Below are 15,645 nucleotides of genomic sequence, written 5' to 3'. Positions count from 1 at the left end.
GCGCCAGCAAAATGCGGGCTAGACCCGCCTAAAGCCATGAGCAGATGAACAATTCAAGCAGCGTCCTCGACGCAAACAAGTCAGCCAGCCGTCCGGAATTGCACAGCAAGCCCGGCATATTCACCAAGATACTGTTCTTTGGTTTGATGCTGGCGGGTGTGATTTTCACCATCACCAATCTCAATCATGATGTGGTCAGCACTGGCACTGCCACCAGCACCTGGTTGCCTTTCCTGCTGCTGGGCGTGGCCTTGCTGATTGCCCTGGGCTTTGAATTCGTCAACGGCTTCCACGACACCGCCAATGCGGTGGCCACCGTTATCTACACCCACTCACTGCCCGCTAACGTCGCTGTGGTCTGGTCTGGTTTCTTCAACTTCCTCGGCGTCATGGCTTCCAGCGGCGCGGTAGCGTTTGGCATTATTTCCCTGCTCCCGGTCGAATTGATACTGCAAGTCGGCTCCGCTGCGGGCTTTGCATGGTGTTCTCGCTTTTGATCGCCGCCATACTCTGGAATCTGGGCACCTGGTTCCTCGGCCTGCCTGCCTCTTCCTCGCATACTTTAATCGGCTCCATCATAGGTGTAGGCGTTGCCAATGCACTGATGCATGGCCGTGACGGCACCAGCGGGGTGGATTGGGCGCAAGCCAGCAAGGTAGGTTACTCGCTGCTGCTCTCCCCCATGATAGGTTTTGTTGCTGCTGCACTGGTGTTGCTGACCCTGCGCGCCGTCATCAAAAACCGTGAGCTGTTCCGTGAACCCAAGGGCAACAAGCCACCACCAGCCTGGATACGCGGCCTGCTGATACTGACCTGTACTGGCGTTTCCTTTGCCCATGGCTCTAATGACGGGCAAAAAGGCATGGGTTTGATCATGCTGATTCTGGTGGGCACGGTGCCTATGGCGTATGCGCTCAATCGCGCCATGCCTGCGGATCAAGCCGTGCAGTTTGCCGCCGTAGCCCAGGTAACGCAGCAATCGCTGATCAAGATTGCCCCTGGCGCTGCGCCAGAGAAACCACTGGATACCCTCTCCGCCTTTGTCCGCACCAAGCAAGTGACGCCTGAACTGCTCCCTGCGCTGGCCGCGGTGACTGGAGCATAGGCCAGCAGGTGCGTGGCTATGGCAGCCTGTCCCTGGTGCCTGCTGACGCGGTGGCCAACGTGCGTAACGATATGTACCTGACATCTGAAACCATACGCGTGCTGGATAAAAACCCTGCGCTGGTGCCATTGCAGGGGGATACCAAAGACAATCTGATGGCCTTCAAGAAGGAAATCGACAAGGCCACCAAATTCATTCCGCTATGGGTCAAGGTGGCCGTGGCAATTGCGCTGGGCCTGGGCACCATGGTGGGCTGGAAACGTATTGTGGTGACCGTGGGTGAGCGCATAGGCAAAACCCACCTCACCTACGCCCAGGGTGCCTCTGCCGAGACTGTGGCCATGCTGACCATAGGCGCTGCCGATATGTACGGTCTGCCAGTCTCCACCACCCAGGTCTTGTCCTCAGGTGTGGCTGGCACCATGGCGGCCAATCGCTCTGGCCTACAGATGGCCACCATACGCAATCTGCTGATGGCCTGGGTGCTGACCCTGCCTATGGCCATGCTGCTTTCTGGCTCTATCTACTGGCTGTTCTCGCAATTTATTTAGTCTTGTAGATACCAGCAGACTCACTTAAAACCTGGCCTTATGCCACGCATAAAGCCAGGTTTTTTTGGTTTAAAGGCTCAATTAAATGCTAGATGCCGGGCAAGCAAGCTAGCCGCCTGCTGATTGCCCACGGGCTGCACAGGGGCGGATTTGGGCAAGGCCAGTAGCTGCTGCAATGGATCGGCAAACTCGCCGTCACGCAAGGCATCCTCGGTGACAGGCAGGCATTGCCCATGCGCTTGCAGCCAGGCAATCAGATCATCCTGCTCCGGCCAGCCATCGCGCGGCACATACAGCACAGGCAAGCCATGGCAGGCGGCCTCCACGAAAGTGCCATAGCCGGGCTTGGTCAATACCAGATCAACGCTGGCAATCAGGCTGGAAAAACCCAGGGGGATATCCTGCTGCGCATGGAAGTCATCGCGCAGATTTTCAGAGCTTTTAAGACTTTCAGGTTTATCAGCGTGTTCAACAGGCAGCCACTCCCGTGGCAACAACCAATGCACGCCAGCTATCCGCGGGAAGGCCTGCACGGAAACCTGGGTCTCTATACCGCCCATGCCCACCAGCACCAGGCGGCTATCTGCATTTAGCCCCAGGCTTTGCAATAAGGTCTGGCGCGCAGAGGGCAGCGGGTCCGCCAGCGGCCCTATCTCTACACTATGCAGCCAGGGCATGGGCATGGATGGGCTGGGGCGCAAGAACAGGCTGCTGGCATAAGCTGCGCGTATCTGTTGCTGTGCCGCCAGCAGCGCAGGATGGGCCGGGGCGTAATACTCAAGAATATCTGCCCAGTTCAGTGAGCACAGCGCCAGGGCGGGCAAGCCCAACTGCTGGGCCGCCGCCAGGGGCAGATAGGCAACATTGCAGAATACAGCCGTGGCTTGCTGCTCACGCAGCCAGGCAATCTCGCTGTCCAGTTTTTGCTGCCAGTCACTGTGGAATGCTATATAGGCAGCCACACTGGCGGCGACATCGACCTTGAACGCCGATTGCATCAACATGCCGAAATCGGCACTGCGTGGCTGGTAGCTGAAGGCCACATGAATACGTGAGCGCAGAAAGGTCTCGTTGACGGCGCTGCAGATGAGCAACTGCAATTGCGGATAACGCTGGCCCAGCTGATTGAGCACTGGGGCTACCTGTGCCACATGGCCATAACCATGGCCGGAAATATAAACCACCAGCTTGCTGCTATGAGTCGCTGGGGGCACTTGAGGCGCTTGGGTCTTTTGAGTTTGAATCAGTTTATTTTGAGCCATGAGGGCAAGAGGCTAGATATGTAGGGGTATGCCGCCTCAAACAGCAAGGCTATTGGCTGGCACTGACAGGACGTAAAGGCATTTGGTAGGTCCAGTTTTTCTTCCAGGCATTGACCACCAGATTGGGATATTGCGGCTGGCCCAGGCTGCCGTTATAACGCCCCAGGGCACGGTAGAGATCGCCACTTTCTATATCCAGATAATGCCGCAGGATAGTGCAGCCATAACGCAGATTGAGGCGCATATGAAACAGATTGTGCTCGCTGTTGCCTATGCTTTTGACCCAGAACGGCATGACCTGCATAAAGCCGCGTGCACCCACTGAAGACACCGCGTATTTCTTGAAGGCGCTCTCTACCTGAATCAAGGCCAGCACCAGTTGCGGGTCCAGCCCCGCACGCGCAGCCTCGTAATTGACGGTACGCAAAAAATCTTCACGCATTCTGTCATCCGGCATGCGCGACTTCAGGCGCTGTGACATGGCTGTCATCCACAGCGTACCTTCCTCGGCACTGGCAAACACCAGCCGTGGTGCTGCGCTATCGCTGATGGAGCGCTGCATTAGCGCTTTGACGCTGTTGGAGAGCGGTTCCTCGCGTTGCCCGCCTGCGAGGGCAGTGCCATTGATGCTCAGCACTGCCAGGGCAATACCTGCCAGCGCTAGCCACCCTCTCAGTAACAGCGTCAGGCTGCGCATCAGAGCGCCTGCTGAATCACGCCTACCACGTCAGCAATCGCCAGGTTGCGGGCGGCACTGTCCGTACGCGCCTGGTATTCCACCTGACCCTCTTTCAGGCCTCTATCGCCAATCACAATACGGTGTGGGATGCCTATCAGTTCCATATCGGCAAACATCACGCCTGGGCGCTCACCTCTGTCATCCAGCAGTACATCCACACCCGCAGCCTGCAATTCGGCGTAAAGCGCGTGCGCGGCCTCTTGCACCGCCTCGCTCTTGTCATAGCCTATGGGGGCAATCGCCACGCTGAACGGTGCCATGGCGGTGGGGAAGATAATGCCGCGCTCATCATGGCCTTGCTCAATCGCAGCGCCGATAATGCGCGATACACCTATGCCGTAGCAGCCCATTTCCATGATTTGCTTCTGGCCGTTTTCATCCAGATAGCTCGCATCCATAGCCGCCGCATACTTGGTGCGCAGCTGGAAGATATGACCCACTTCGATACCACGGCACAGGCTGATGCTGCCCTTGCCATCCGGGCTAGGGTCGCCCTCTACCACATTGCGGATATCCGCCACCAAAGGCTCGGGCAGGTCACGGCCAAAGTTCACACCCGCCAGGTGGAACTTGGGCTTGTTAGCGCCACAGACAAAGTCGTGCAATGCCGCCACGCTGCGATCTGCTACCAGATGCACGCGCTCGGAAACACCGACCGGGCCAATAAAGCCTGGTGGGCAATTGAGGTGATCACGGATTTCTTCTTCTGTGGCAAAGCGGAAATTGCTCAGGCCTGCCACCTTGGCAGCCTTGATTTCGTTCAGGTTGTGGTCGCCACGCAGCAGCAACAGGTAGAAGCTGGTCTGACCTGCTTCATCCGTTGCAATCAGCGCAATCGATTTCACGGTCTTGCTCAGCGGTATGCCCAGCAGTTCAGCCACGGCTTCGCAGCTGGTCTGCTTGGGCGTATCCACCTCGCGCAGCGCTTCACTGGCGGCAGCACGGCTACCTGCAGGTGCCACGGCCTCGGCCAATTCAACGTTGGCGGCAAAGTCAGAATCTTCGCTATAAGCCAGGGCATCTTCACCGGAGTCGGCCAGCACATGGAACTCATGCGAGCCATCGCCACCTATGGCACCAGTATCGGCACGTACGGCGCGGAATTTCAGGCCCAGGCGGTTGAAGACATTGCTATAGGCCTGGTACATGGTCTGGTAGGTTTGCTCCAGAGATTCCAGGCTGGTATGGAAGGAGTAAGCATCCTTCATCATGAATTCACGCGCGCGCATCACGCCAAAACGTGGGCGTATTTCATCGCGGAATTTGGTTTGAATTTGGTAGAAATTCAGTGGCAACTGCTTGTAGGAGCGAATCTCGCGGCGTGCCAGATCGGTAATAACTTCCTCATGGGTAGGGCCAAAACAGAAGTCACGTTCATGGCGGTCGCGGATCTTGAGCATTTGCGGGCCAAATACTGCCCAGCGCCCGGTTTCTTCCCACAATTCCTTGGGCTGCACCGCAGGCATCAGCAATTCCAGCGCCCCGGCATTGTTCATTTCTTCACGCACCACGGCCTCAACCTTGCGCAGCACGCGCAGCCCCAGCGGCATCCAGCTATAAAGGCCGGAGCCCAGGCGCTTGATCAGGCCGGCACGCAGCATGAGCTTATGACTGATCAGCTCCGCTTCCTGGGGCGCTTCTTTTTGGGTGGCAATAAAAAACTGTGATGCACGCATGGGGATAGTCTTTAAAATCTCGGAAGCTGCGGATTTTATAGGGAAACGTGCATCGCGTCATGCCCAGCCTGTGGCTAGGCGACCGCCGCCGTTTCCACTAGGCCGTAAAGGCTATCGCGCAATTCGGCATATTCCGGCTCAAGATCAATCACGTAGTAATTGGTGCTTTGGCCAAAGCTCAGATTGACGGCATAGCCCAGCGCAATTGAACGCGCTGGGAAGGGGCCACGGGCGATGACACCACGGGTCAGGCTACCCGACACTAGTATGGTGCGTGATGCGGGTGGAATTTCGCCATATTGCGCCGCATGCGAGGAGGGGGTCAGGTCGACAAACTGATGGAACAGCCTGTCCTGATTGTTGGCCAGCGGATCGTCCAGCTGGTTCATATAGTGATCGATGGCTGCTTGATCCTGGTCTTCATACACGCCGACCAGACGCATGCCACGAATGACATTACCTCTAAACAAGGCTTTCATGATTAGTGCCTTTCTCTGGATGGTATCCATCTACAAAAACGCGTAAGCCAGCACAATGAACACTGGCCTGGCTACGCCAAGAAGGCTAGGCTTTTGGCCCGGCCCGCTTTAGCGACAGGGTGATCACACTTAAGCCGCGATCACCTTGTCATCATCCTTAACATGCGGTTGCTTGATTTGGTCAGCAGTACTTTCGATTTGGCCCACAAATCCCACAACCACAGCAAACTGTTATACCCTTATGCCGCATGAGTTTATTCAACCGCTTCAATTTTAACGCTAGCACATGACAGAACATACTACTTCAGACTGGGCCGCCTGGGTTCAGGCCATAGGCTCCATCGTTGCCATTTTTGCTGCCATCGGTATTTCTGCCTGGCAGAACTATGTTGATACCCGCCGTCGCAGCATGGAGCAGCGTGGTTACTCCAAGCGCTTGATGTCGGTGACGCACAAACTGGCGTATGACATCTTTTTGACCCTGCACAATATTGAACAGTTGCGCAGCAATCCTTACAAGAATGAAACCCGGCAGATGCGCGAGTTCAACCGCAACAAGCTGGGACGGCTGGAAATGGCATTGCATGCAATTCCCATCCATAACCTGGGCACGATCACGGCAGTAGAACAAGTCATGATTATCTTCTCTCAATTGGAAGCTGCCAATACCCTGTTGGCACCCGAGCCTGCCGAGATGAAACACAATATCGACCATGTGCCCTGTAGCGAAATTTATGGTCGCGCCTGGCGCCCGATTGTGGAAGCCTGTCGGGTGGCAAGTTACACCTTGCGCGGCGAAGTCCTGAACTACACCTAAACTCAGCATCCAGCTTTGCCAACCTAAGCTACCGCTCTAAAAACTATGGCCTGCCGCGATCACGTCGCGAGCAGGCCATAGTTTCATCAACTTTACCCTTTAAAGCACGATGGGCTTGTTGCTTAGCTCGTTGGTATCGTCTGCGGTTGCGGGGAAATACTGCGCTAGCGAGTGACCGATCTCATTAATGCCATGGATCACACCTTGCTCGAAGCGGCCCTGGCGGAACTCCGCTTCCATGGCCTTGCAGATGCTTTCCCAACCATGCTGACCCAGATGGCGGTTGATACCGCGATCCGCGAGAATTTCAACATCATGATCTGCCAGCAAGAGGTAAATCAGCACACCGTTGTTTTGCTCGGTATCCCAGATGCCCAGTTGCGAAAACAGGCTGATGGCCCGCTGCCTGGGCGTGACGCCGCGCAAAATAGCCAGCGGATGTAAATCACCTTCCACCACAAAGCGTATCTCGCCATTGTGTTGGCGCTCGCTGGCGGCAATCGCCTGCTCTATATTGTGCAGCGCGGTTTTGGTGAAATGCCGCCGCACATGCCAGGGCGTGCTGAACAGATGGCTGAACAGGCGCATCAACGTATTGCGTTTCTTCATATCCTTACCCGTCGCCTCTCTTTACCAATCACCGGAAGCGCCGCCGCCACCAAAAGAGCCACCACCACCCGAGAATCCGCCGCCGCCACTACCGCCGCCAAACCCTCCACCGCCTATGCCCATGGGCAGGCCAAAACCGCCGCTCATGGTGAAGATAAAGGCCATGACGCCCAGCACCAGCGCAAACAGCAAGCCGCCACCCAGCAGAAATACCGCCAGACCGATGAGGCCACCATTGATAGAGCCACCGAGGAAGCTACCGAAGATAGACCTGAGCACGCCGCCGACGATCAAGCCACCAAACAGCAACAAGGGCAGCATTTCGCCCAGGCTGCCTTCGTCCTGAGGTTTGTTCTGCCGCGCAGGCGGGGGTGGCAATTGCTCGCCATCCACCAGCCGCGCCAGGGTATCGACCGCTGCGGCCAGGCCACCAGCGAAATCACCCTTGCGGAAGGCCGGGGCCATGACTTCGGCAATGATGCGCTTGGCAACCACATCAGGAATGGCACCTTCCAGGCCATAGCCTACTTCTATGCGCATCTTGCGATCATTCTTGGCCAGTAGAATCAGCACGCCATCATCAACCTTGCCGCGCCCCAGCTTCCACGCTTCCGCCACGCGCAGCGCATATTGCTCCACGGTTTCTGGTTGTGTGGTGGGCACCAGCAAAATTGCTATCTGGCTGCCCTTCTGTTGCTCCAGCTGGGCCAGATGACTTTCCAGTGCGGCTTGATCCTGCTGGCTCAGGCTGCCCGTCAGGTCTGTGACGCGGGCGGTCAGCTTGGGCACCGCCACCTCATCTTCAGCCTGCACCATGGCAGGCAGCAGCAGGCTAAGCGCCAGACTGCACAGCAGCAACAGACTAAAGACGATGCGCCTCAGGTCTAGCCTAGGGTCAAGCATGGTGGCTAGCCCGCTCAAGGGCCAGCGAGTAAGCGCGCTGAGGCTAACACTAGGCATGCGGCTTACTTATCGAAGCTAACAGCAGGTGCCTTGGAGATTTCGCGCTCGTTCTCGACCGAGAAGTTAGGCTTGGCCTTGTAGTCAAACATCTTCGCGGTCATGTTGTTGGGGAACTGGCGTATGGTGGTGTTATAAGCCTGTACCGATTTGATATAGCGGTTACGCGCCACGGTCACGCGGTTTTCCGTACCTTCCAGCTGTGCTTGCAGATCGCGGAAGTTGGCATCTGCCTTGAGCTGCGGATAGTTTTCTGCCACGGCCATCAAGCGTGACAAAGCCGAGGTCATTTGACCTTGCGCAGCCTGGAAGCGTGCAAACGCCTGCTCATCGTTGATCAGTTCTGGGGTGGCTTGAATGCTGCCCACCTTGGAGCGTGCATCGGCCACTTGTGTCAGCACTTCTTTCTCATGCGAGGCATAACCCTTGACGGTATTGACCAGATTAGGCACCAGATCGGCACGACGCTGATATTGGTTCAGCACTTCAGACCAATCGGCATTGACCTGCTCATCCAGCGCCTGGAAGGTGTTATAGCCACAGCCACTCAAGCTCAATGCCAGCATCACTGCCGCCAGCTTTAACCAGATTTTTTGCATTTCATTGTCTCCAAATTGATGAACAAGTATTGATTAATATATTGATTGATATATTCATATCTAGCTGCGGCTGATTTAAGCACAGCTAGACTAAAACCTAGCACTACTGACAAATCTAGAGCGAAGATGGGGCTGCCTGCTGCGATTGCAAGCCGCGCATGGTGTCACGCGCAAAGCATAAATCTTCCCAGGCGCGGGCTTTATCCGGCAGGTTGCGCAGTAGATAGGCCGGGTGATAGGTAACGATCACTGGCACCCCATGAAAATCATGCAAACCACCGCGCAAGCTGGCAATGCTGCCCTCACTCTGCAATAGCGATTGCGCCGCAAACTTGCCCAGTGCCACTATCAGTTTGGGCTTGATCAATTCCACCTGCCGTTTGAGGTAAGGGTCACATTGCTGGACTTCCTCACCCTGCGGATCACGGTTGGCAGGCGGGCGGCATTTCAGCACATTGGCGATATAGACATTTTCGCCGCGCTTGAGTTGTATCGCCGCCAACATATTATCCAGCAGCTTGCCAGCCTGGCCGACAAAAGGCTCACCGCGCCTGTCTTCTTCAGCGCCTGGCGCTTCACCAACCAACAGCCACTCGGCCTGCGGATCGCCCACGCCAAATACGGTTTGCGTGCGGGTGCTGTGCAGTTGGCAAGCTTGGCAGCCTGCCACATTTTGCTGCAAGGCCTGCCAGCTCATGCCCATGATCTCGGCACGTCTGTCTGGCGTCGCCGCAGCCAGCTCTTCCTGGCTATACCAGTCTGGCTCCACACTTTCGGCATATTCCATCCAGGCCGTAGGGCTGGCGGCGTAATATTCGCGCTCGGCCGCATGCTCATCGCCTGCGTAGTCAGCCTGGGCTTGCGGGGTAACGACAGCGGGCGCTGTTGCGCCTGGGCTGACTTCAATCTGGTCATCATCAGCTATAGCGACCACTGCGGCAGTGGGTGTTGGGACATGCGGCTCGGCAACTTGCAGGGAAGTTTCTGCAGGCCTAGCTTCTGCAGGCCTAGCTTCTGCAAATAAGGCCTCTGCGGACGAATCTTCAGCAGATACAAGCAGAGGCGCTGCTTCCTCAGCACTGGCTATGACCAAAGCCGCAGGCGCGCTGCCCTGTTCGGTTGCGGCTGCGTGGGTATCGGTTGTATTGAATGCAGGCTCACTCTTCGGCTCACTGTGCGGCAGAACTGCGCCAGCACTGCTGGGCGCGACGGCTATGGTTTTCTCAGCAGCCGCCACCTGTAGCACAGTGGCAACATCACGCTGGCGCCATACTGGCAGTAGCTCCAGTTCGCGCAGAATGTCTTCGCGGCGCTTGTCTTCCGGCAAGGCACTCATAAGGCTGCTCCCATCAATACGGCGTCTTCACGGCCATTGGCGGCAGGATAGTAGCCACGGCGTATGGCCATTTCATTAAAGCCTGGCTTTCGTAAAGCGCAATCGCGGCGGTGTTGGATGGTCGCACTTCCAGAAACATATTGGCACCGCCATGCCTGCGGCCAATCTCCATCATATGTTGCAGCAAGGCACGGCCATAGCCTTTGCCCTGCCAGGGCAAGGCCACGCTGATATTGAGCAAGTGCGCTTCATCCAGCACCATCATTAGCACGGCATAGCCCATGATCTGGCTATTTTGTTCAAATACCCAGCAGCTATAGCCAGAATTCAGTGAGTCGCGGAAATTACCCAGGGTCCAGGGATAGGGAAAGATAGTGGGCTCTATACGGGCAATCGCAGGCAAGTCTTCCATCTGCATGGGCCTGGCCTGCGCAGGATGCAGTTGCGCTGAAAGTGAGGATGTTGCCAACCTGTTTGCGCTACTCATGCGGCCTGACCTTTTTGCCGTTCACTGGTGGTCATGGCCACCTTGTTACGGATATACACGGGCGCTGCCTCTGCTGCCGGACGTGCCTCACCCGCAGCAAACCTTGGCAGCGCCAGCTTGGCGATGGCGGCAGCGCGCGGGTAGGCATCCGGCAATATCTGCTGCACATGCGCTGCATACTGTTGTTGCAAGCTATCAGCATAGGTTTTCCAGCCACTGCCTATGCCTACCCAGTCAGCCGCTAGTCCATCCTGTTGCGGCACTATAGGTACAGATTCTGGCGCATACAGGCCAGGGGCCAGCACCTCTTGCCAGCCGCCTGCCTGCCGACGATAGGCCGCGTGATACACCTCGCCCATACGCGCATCCAGACAGGCAATCACTTGCTGGGCATCGCCTGCATCTTCGGCCAGCGCCAGCAAGGTGCTGACACCCACCACAGGTAAGTTTGCACCAAATGCTAGGCCCTGGGCCACGCCACAGCCTATGCGCAAACCAGTGAACGAGCCTGGCCCGGCACCAAAGGCAATGCCGTCCAGATCCATCAGTTCAATATCCGCTTCATCGAGCAATTCACGCAACAAAGGCAGTATGCGCTGGGAATGGGTTTGCCCCGCCAGCAGTTCACGGCCATAGAACTGGCCATCTAGTGCCAGCGCAAGCGAGAGGTATTCGGTGGAGGTATCTAGGGCGAGGATTTTCATGCTGGGTCAGACTGTGGGGGTGCAAAGAATTCTACTACATCTGCCACCTCACGCGTCCGGCGCATGGGGGGCAGGCTCTGCCAGATGCGGCGGCCATAAGGCTTGCTGATCAGGCGCGGGTCACAAATCATCAGCACGCCTCTGTCAGCCTCATCACGGATCAAGCGCCCTGCGCCCTGCTTGAGGGTAATCACGGCATAAGGCAGCTGGTATTCCATAAAGGCGTTCTTGCTTCGGCATTCATTTTATCTATGCGCGCGGCCAGTACCGGGTCATCCGGCGGCGCAAACGGCAGCTTGTCTATGATGACCGCAGACAAGGCTTCGCCACGCACATCCACGCCTTCCCAGAAACTCTGCGAGCCTACCAGCACGGCATTGCCCAGGCGGCGGAAGCGATCCAACAACTCGCTACGCGCGGTATCGCCTTGCAGCAGAATGGGATAATCCAGGCCTTCGGTTTCCATGGCGTCCTTAAGCAGGGCATGCAGTTCGCGCATGGCGCGCAGGCTGGTGCAGAGCACAAAAGCCCGGCCCCGACTGGCCTTGATCACAGGCAAGGCCATCGCAGCCACTGCGGCGGCATAGCCTGCGCTATTGGGCTCAGGCATGCCTTGCGGCACATAGAACAAACCCTGACTGCCATAATCGAAGGGGCTGTTCCAGTAACCTGTGCTGGCTTGCTCTAGGCCCATTTGCGTCAGGTAATGGCTGAAATCACTCTTAACCGCCAGCGTGGCCGAGGTAAACACCCAAGCGCGTGGCTGGGCGTTAAGCTGCTTGCTGAAGCCAGCGGCCACCGACAATGGCGTGGCATGCAGCTGAACTGACTGCGTAAACACTTCTACCAACGCACCAGGTTGGGGTCTTCGGCCGATAGCCAGCGTTGCAGCATGACTTTAAGGGCTTGGGCACGCTGCCAGCAGTTTTCCACCGCAGGCTCACGCGCGGCCTGGGTTTCCAGTATGGCATCCAGGGCGGCGAGTTTTTCCTGCATCAAGACATAAGCGCTCTCGAAATTGCGCAAGGCCAAGGCCTTTTGTACTGGCAGGCGTGCGCCTTCATAGGCAAAAATCAGGCGGAAATCGCGCACGGCTTTTTCCAGCGCAGCCGTGGCCTCGGGCAAGGCGGTGCAGTCCTTGATGCTGGTGATGTATTCGGTGTGCGCATCGCGCGCCAGCTCCATCAACTGGGTGGTGGAATAGCCTTCACCAAAGAAAGCCCCTGCCACTGCAGGCAACTGATGGGCCTCGTCAAAAATCACGGTATTGGCCGAGGGCAATAATTCGGCCACACCCTCATCGCGCAGCATGACATCGGCAAAGAACAAATGATGGTTAACCACCACCACATCGGCGGCCAGTGCGCGTTTGCGCGCCTCCATCACAAAGCACTCTTTGTAATGTGCGCATTCCTGACCCATGCAGTTATCGCGCGTTGAGGTCACGGCGGGCCAAATGGTGGCGCTTTCCGGCACGGCGGTCAGCTCGCTCTTGTCTCCGGTGGCGCTGTTTTCGGCAAAGGCCTGGATTTTGTGCACATAAGTGGCATCTTCGCGCGAGAAAAACTTGCCCTCGCTCATGGCACGCTGCAAATGGAAGTGGCAGACATAGTTGGATCTGCCCTTGAGCATGGCCACGGTCACAGGCACCTTGAGTGCATCGCGCACTGCGGGCAAATCGCGGTTATAAAGCTGATCCTGCAGGGTTTTGGTGCCAGTGGAAATAATCACCTTGCCGCCAGAGAGCAAAGCGGGCACCAGATAGGCAAAGGTCTTGCCTGTGCCTGTGCCCGCCTCGGCCACCAACTGGCGATTGCCCTTGATGGCTTCAGCAATGGCCAGGGCCATTTCCTGCTGCTGCACCCGCGAGCGATAACCAGGGATGGTTTCAGCCAGGGGGCCTTGCGCGGAAAACACGTGCTGCAGATCGCTACTGAGGTCGCTCAAGCGGGGGCTTTCAAATCGGGAGGAAAATACCCCGCCATTATACTGGAGTTGCCCGCAGTTTCCCCGCTGCGTTCATGCACTAAGCCATGGGCTACATCCCATAGTTGGCTTAGTGAGCAAGTGCTGGCTTACGCGGCTGCGCCGAGGCTGGCAAGCCGAATAGATGGTCAAAGACCAAATTGAATAAATAGGTATAGATCAGGAAAAACACAATCAGCCCGGCATCCATCACCAGCGCCTGCCACCAGCTCACTTGCAGCCACCAGGCAAACAAGGCACCAGCGTGATCACCAGCCCCAGTTCAAAACCCAGCGCATGGGCAATGCGGCGCTTGATACTACGTCCCGCCTCGGCTTGTTTGGCTTCCCAGGCTTCAAACATGGTGTTGTAAATGAGGTTCCACACCAGGGCCACCAGCGAGGAAGCCACGCCAGCCACCCCCGCATGCGCCAGGGATTGGCCTGAAAACAAGGCCAGCCCTATGCTGGTGAATAACATGGCAAACATTTCATAGAAACTGACATAAACCAGCTTGCGCTTGATGCCTTGCATGATGCTCTCCCAACTTAGTCAATGGTAGGCATTTTATTTGGCATATCCTGATATAAAAAGTTAGTATCTATCAATATTTTTGACAGATGATATTCAAAACTTACCGATGGCATTTAGTAGCGACAACCTCAAAGTCTTACTGGCCGTGCTCGATCATGGCTCTTTCTCTGCCGCTGCGCGCCAGCTTGGTAAAGTGCCTTCGGCAGTGAGCATGACCATTGCCCAGCTTGAGGCTGAGCTGGACTTGGTATTGTTTGACCGCAGCGGACGTGAACCACGCCCCACCGAGGCGGCACGTGCTTTGGAGCCGCAAGCCCGGCAAGTCGCCAGCCAGATGCGGCAATTGCAGGCCCATGCTTTAAGCTTGCATCAGGGCCTGGAGCAGCGACTCAGCATCGCCATCGCGCCTGAGCTGCTTTATGGTCCCTGGAACCAGCCTTTGGCCAAGCTCGCCTCTGAGTTTCCTGCGCTGGAGGTGGAAGTATTATCTGCACCTCAAGCCGATGCACTGCGCATGCTGCATGAAGGCTGTGTGCAACTGGCGCTGGTGTTTGAACGCCCGGCTGCCGATGAGCGCGAGGCCTTTCAGGAGCTCAGCAGCGAAATCCTGCTGGCGGTGGTTGCCCCCGGGCACCCCTTGCAGCAATCCACGCAATTACTCAGAGATAGTGACCTTCTGAACAGCAGGCAAATCGTCATTGCCAGCCGTGGGGATGAGCATCATGACCCGCGTTTGCGCATAGCTAGGCAGATATGGCGTACCGATAGCCACCTCGCCAGTTTGGCGCTGGTGCAAGCCGGCTTGGGTTGGGCCTTCCTGCCGCAAGGCCTGGTGACGCCGCTGGTCAAAAGCGGCGCGCTACATGTGTTAAGCCTGGAAAATATGAGCAACCAGTTAAGGCTGTGGGTAGATATGGTGTGGAGCCGGGAACGCCCGCTGGGGCTAGGGGCCAGCCGTTTTATTGCCCTGCTGCAGCAGGGTAGCCATGACGCCTGGAAAAGCGCTTAAGGCTAAAGATCAACACCAATCTGGGTTAGGCAGGCCGGCAAATACCTGGCGCAAACCGTCTGACCAGCCTGACGTATGCTGGCGTAATAGGCGTCATGCTCGGTGATGCGCTGCTTGCAATCGGCATGCAGGCTATCACTGCGGTAGATAAGAATATCAATGGGCGGTGCCACCGAGATATTGCTGCGTATGGTGGAATCAAATGAAATCAGCACACACTTCACCACTTCCATAATGTCGCTATCGTGGCTGACTACGCGGTCTATGATGGGTTTGCCGTACTTGGTTTCACCAATCTGGAAATACGGCGTTTCCTGGCTGGCTTCAATAAAGTTGCCTGCGGCATAGATGGAAAACAAACGCGGCGCTTCACCCTTGATCTGGCCGCCCACCAGAATGCTGGCATTGAATTCGGTGTTGTGGTTTTTCAGGTGCTCGTTATCCAGCTCGTAGACCACACGCAGTTGCTCGCCTATCAATCTGGCGGCATCAAACAGATTGGCCACATTGTGCAGGTGCTCACCGTCATCACGCTTGATGGCATCGCGCAGGCGGTTGATCACTGCCTGAGTGATGGCAAGATTGCCTGCACTCATCAGCGTAATCACGCGCTCGCCCCTGACTTCAAACACATTCATCTTGGGGAAAACTGCCACATGATCTACACCTGCATTGGTGCGGGTATCCGAGGCCAGCACCAGGCCCTGGTCTAACAGTAAGGCAACACAGTAAGTCATGCGGGTATCTGCGAGTTGAAGACAAGTTGAATAATGGCTTTCATCATACCTAGCAGCACTCAGCTCGACAATACGA

At 56.6% G+C, this 15,645-nt stretch carries 14 protein-coding genes and 4 pseudogenes; 5 read left to right on the top strand and 13 right to left on the bottom strand.

Translation table 11 applies throughout. The annotated features are described in order from the left end of the window. The first annotated feature begins 44 nt into the window (after positions 1-44). From JCM2850_RS23415 to JCM2850_RS22665, 3 genes are read left to right on the top strand one after another with little or no spacing between them, the layout of a single operon-like run. Entirely contained in the window at positions 45-497 is a 453-nt protein-coding gene (locus tag JCM2850_RS23415; protein WP_267879261.1) for an inorganic phosphate transporter, read from the top strand. Further along, the gene (locus JCM2850_RS22670) at positions 479-1,105 is read left to right on the top strand and encodes an inorganic phosphate transporter (RefSeq protein ID WP_267879260.1); all 627 of its coding nucleotides are present in this window, start codon (positions 479-481) and stop codon (positions 1,103-1,105) included. Before JCM2850_RS23415 ends, JCM2850_RS22670 begins: the two co-directional genes overlap by 19 nt. An 8-nt stretch (positions 1,106-1,113) precedes the next feature. Then, on the top strand, positions 1,114-1,656 hold the full coding sequence (locus tag JCM2850_RS22665) for an inorganic phosphate transporter (protein WP_234406171.1): 543 nt from the start codon (positions 1,114-1,116) through the stop codon (positions 1,654-1,656). A gap of 77 nt (positions 1,657-1,733) precedes the next feature. Here the strand turns inward: JCM2850_RS22665 and JCM2850_RS08680 are convergent, their stop codons facing one another. The 4 genes from JCM2850_RS08680 to JCM2850_RS08665 form a co-directional block, all read right to left on the bottom strand. Further along, positions 1,734-2,870 (bottom strand): hypothetical protein, encoded by a 1,137-nt coding sequence (locus JCM2850_RS08680; RefSeq protein ID WP_148301224.1) that lies wholly within the window; start codon positions 2,868-2,870, stop codon positions 1,734-1,736. Between the two features lie 97 nt (positions 2,871-2,967). Further along, positions 2,968-3,615 (bottom strand): lytic transglycosylase domain-containing protein, encoded by a 648-nt coding sequence (locus JCM2850_RS08675; protein ID WP_088177745.1) that lies wholly within the window; start codon positions 3,613-3,615, stop codon positions 2,968-2,970. Then, positions 3,615-5,333, bottom strand: a complete 1,719-nt coding sequence (locus tag JCM2850_RS08670; RefSeq protein WP_025871215.1) for a proline--tRNA ligase — start codon at positions 5,331-5,333, stop codon at positions 3,615-3,617. Before JCM2850_RS08670 ends, JCM2850_RS08675 begins: the two co-directional genes overlap by 1 nt. Positions 5,334-5,407: 74 nt before the next feature. Next, a complete protein-coding gene (locus JCM2850_RS08665) occupies positions 5,408-5,812 on the bottom strand; it encodes a hypothetical protein (protein WP_025871214.1) in 405 nt (134 codons plus the stop codon). Between the two features lie 286 nt (positions 5,813-6,098). On the opposite strand from JCM2850_RS08665, the gene JCM2850_RS08655 reads away from it, so the two are divergent. Continuing rightward, positions 6,099-6,629, top strand: coding sequence for a hypothetical protein (locus JCM2850_RS08655; RefSeq protein ID WP_025871212.1), 531 nt, complete (start codon positions 6,099-6,101; stop codon positions 6,627-6,629). A gap of 99 nt (positions 6,630-6,728) precedes the next feature. Here JCM2850_RS08655 and JCM2850_RS08650 read toward each other — a convergent pair whose 3' ends face one another. From JCM2850_RS08650 to JCM2850_RS18145, 8 genes and pseudogenes are all read right to left on the bottom strand, one after another. Continuing rightward, a complete protein-coding gene (locus JCM2850_RS08650) occupies positions 6,729-7,238 on the bottom strand; it encodes a TPM domain-containing protein (protein WP_025871210.1) in 510 nt (169 codons plus the stop codon). 21 nt (positions 7,239-7,259) lie between these two features. After that, positions 7,260-8,141 carry a TPM domain-containing protein gene (locus tag JCM2850_RS08645; RefSeq protein WP_051525348.1) on the bottom strand — a complete coding sequence of 294 codons (882 nt, stop codon included), beginning with the start codon at positions 8,139-8,141 and terminating at the stop codon, positions 7,260-7,262. A gap of 62 nt (positions 8,142-8,203) precedes the next feature. Further along, entirely contained in the window at positions 8,204-8,797 is a 594-nt protein-coding gene (locus tag JCM2850_RS08640) for a LemA family protein (protein ID WP_025871206.1), read from the bottom strand. 115 nt (positions 8,798-8,912) lie between these two features. Next, entirely contained in the window at positions 8,913-10,133 is a 1,221-nt protein-coding gene (locus JCM2850_RS24280; RefSeq protein ID WP_025871204.1) for a uracil-DNA glycosylase, read from the bottom strand. Further along, positions 10,130-10,551 (bottom strand): annotated as a pseudogene (gene rimI, locus JCM2850_RS18155) (ribosomal protein S18-alanine N-acetyltransferase). Before rimI ends, JCM2850_RS24280 begins: the two are co-directional and overlap by 4 nt. Positions 10,552-10,616: 65 nt before the next feature. After that, positions 10,617-11,324 carry a tRNA (adenosine(37)-N6)-threonylcarbamoyltransferase complex dimerization subunit type 1 TsaB gene (gene tsaB / locus JCM2850_RS08625; RefSeq protein ID WP_025871203.1) on the bottom strand — a complete coding sequence of 236 codons (708 nt, stop codon included), beginning with the start codon at positions 11,322-11,324 and terminating at the stop codon, positions 10,617-10,619. Continuing rightward, a pseudogene (yoaA, locus tag JCM2850_RS18150) lies at positions 11,321-13,271 on the bottom strand (DNA repair helicase YoaA). Before yoaA ends, tsaB begins: the two are co-directional and overlap by 4 nt. A 109-nt stretch (positions 13,272-13,380) precedes the next feature. Continuing rightward, a pseudogene (locus tag JCM2850_RS18145) lies at positions 13,381-13,769 on the bottom strand (PACE efflux transporter). A gap of 160 nt (positions 13,770-13,929) precedes the next feature. Between JCM2850_RS18145 and JCM2850_RS08610 the strand changes: the two are divergent. Continuing rightward, positions 13,930-14,832, top strand: coding sequence for a LysR family transcriptional regulator (locus JCM2850_RS08610; RefSeq protein WP_025871201.1), 903 nt, complete (start codon positions 13,930-13,932; stop codon positions 14,830-14,832). A gap of 9 nt (positions 14,833-14,841) precedes the next feature. Here the strand turns inward: JCM2850_RS08610 and JCM2850_RS18140 are convergent. Continuing rightward, positions 14,842-15,569: pseudogene (locus tag JCM2850_RS18140) on the bottom strand (proteasome-type protease). Between the last annotated feature and the right edge of the window lie 76 nt (positions 15,570-15,645).

Source organism: Methylobacillus glycogenes JCM 2850, from assembly GCF_000617925.1.
Taxonomy (GTDB): domain Bacteria; phylum Pseudomonadota; class Gammaproteobacteria; order Burkholderiales; family Methylophilaceae; genus Methylobacillus; species Methylobacillus glycogenes.
This window is presented reverse-complemented; position numbering and strand designations above follow the sequence as displayed.

What these genes read in the sequence shown, in the direction of transcription:
- JCM2850_RS08675 (WP_088177745.1), bottom strand. Translation starts at nt 3,615, where the DNA reads ATGCGCAGCCTGACGCTGTTACTGAGAGGGTGGCTAGCGCTGGCAGGT.
- JCM2850_RS08640 (WP_025871206.1), bottom strand. Translation starts at nt 8,797, where the DNA reads ATGCAAAAAATCTGGTTAAAGCTGGCGGCAGTGATGCTGGCATTGAGC.
- JCM2850_RS22670 (WP_267879260.1), top strand. Translation starts at nt 479, where the DNA reads ATGGTGTTCTCGCTTTTGATCGCCGCCATACTCTGGAATCTGGGCACC.
- JCM2850_RS08650 (WP_025871210.1), bottom strand. Translation starts at nt 7,238, where the DNA reads ATGAAGAAACGCAATACGTTGATGCGCCTGTTCAGCCATCTGTTCAGC.
- tsaB (WP_025871203.1), bottom strand. Translation starts at nt 11,324, where the DNA reads ATGAAAATCCTCGCCCTAGATACCTCCACCGAATACCTCTCGCTTGCG.
- JCM2850_RS24280 (WP_025871204.1), bottom strand. Translation starts at nt 10,133, where the DNA reads ATGAGTGCCTTGCCGGAAGACAAGCGCCGCGAAGACATTCTGCGCGAA.
- JCM2850_RS08670 (WP_025871215.1), bottom strand. Translation starts at nt 5,333, where the DNA reads ATGCGTGCATCACAGTTTTTTATTGCCACCCAAAAAGAAGCGCCCCAG.
- JCM2850_RS08645 (WP_051525348.1), bottom strand. Translation starts at nt 8,141, where the DNA reads ATGCTTGACCCTAGGCTAGACCTGAGGCGCATCGTCTTTAGTCTGTTG.
- JCM2850_RS23415 (WP_267879261.1), top strand. Translation starts at nt 45, where the DNA reads ATGAACAATTCAAGCAGCGTCCTCGACGCAAACAAGTCAGCCAGCCGT.
- JCM2850_RS08655 (WP_025871212.1), top strand. Translation starts at nt 6,099, where the DNA reads ATGACAGAACATACTACTTCAGACTGGGCCGCCTGGGTTCAGGCCATA.
- JCM2850_RS08610 (WP_025871201.1), top strand. Translation starts at nt 13,930, where the DNA reads ATGGCATTTAGTAGCGACAACCTCAAAGTCTTACTGGCCGTGCTCGAT.
- JCM2850_RS08665 (WP_025871214.1), bottom strand. Translation starts at nt 5,812, where the DNA reads ATGAAAGCCTTGTTTAGAGGTAATGTCATTCGTGGCATGCGTCTGGTC.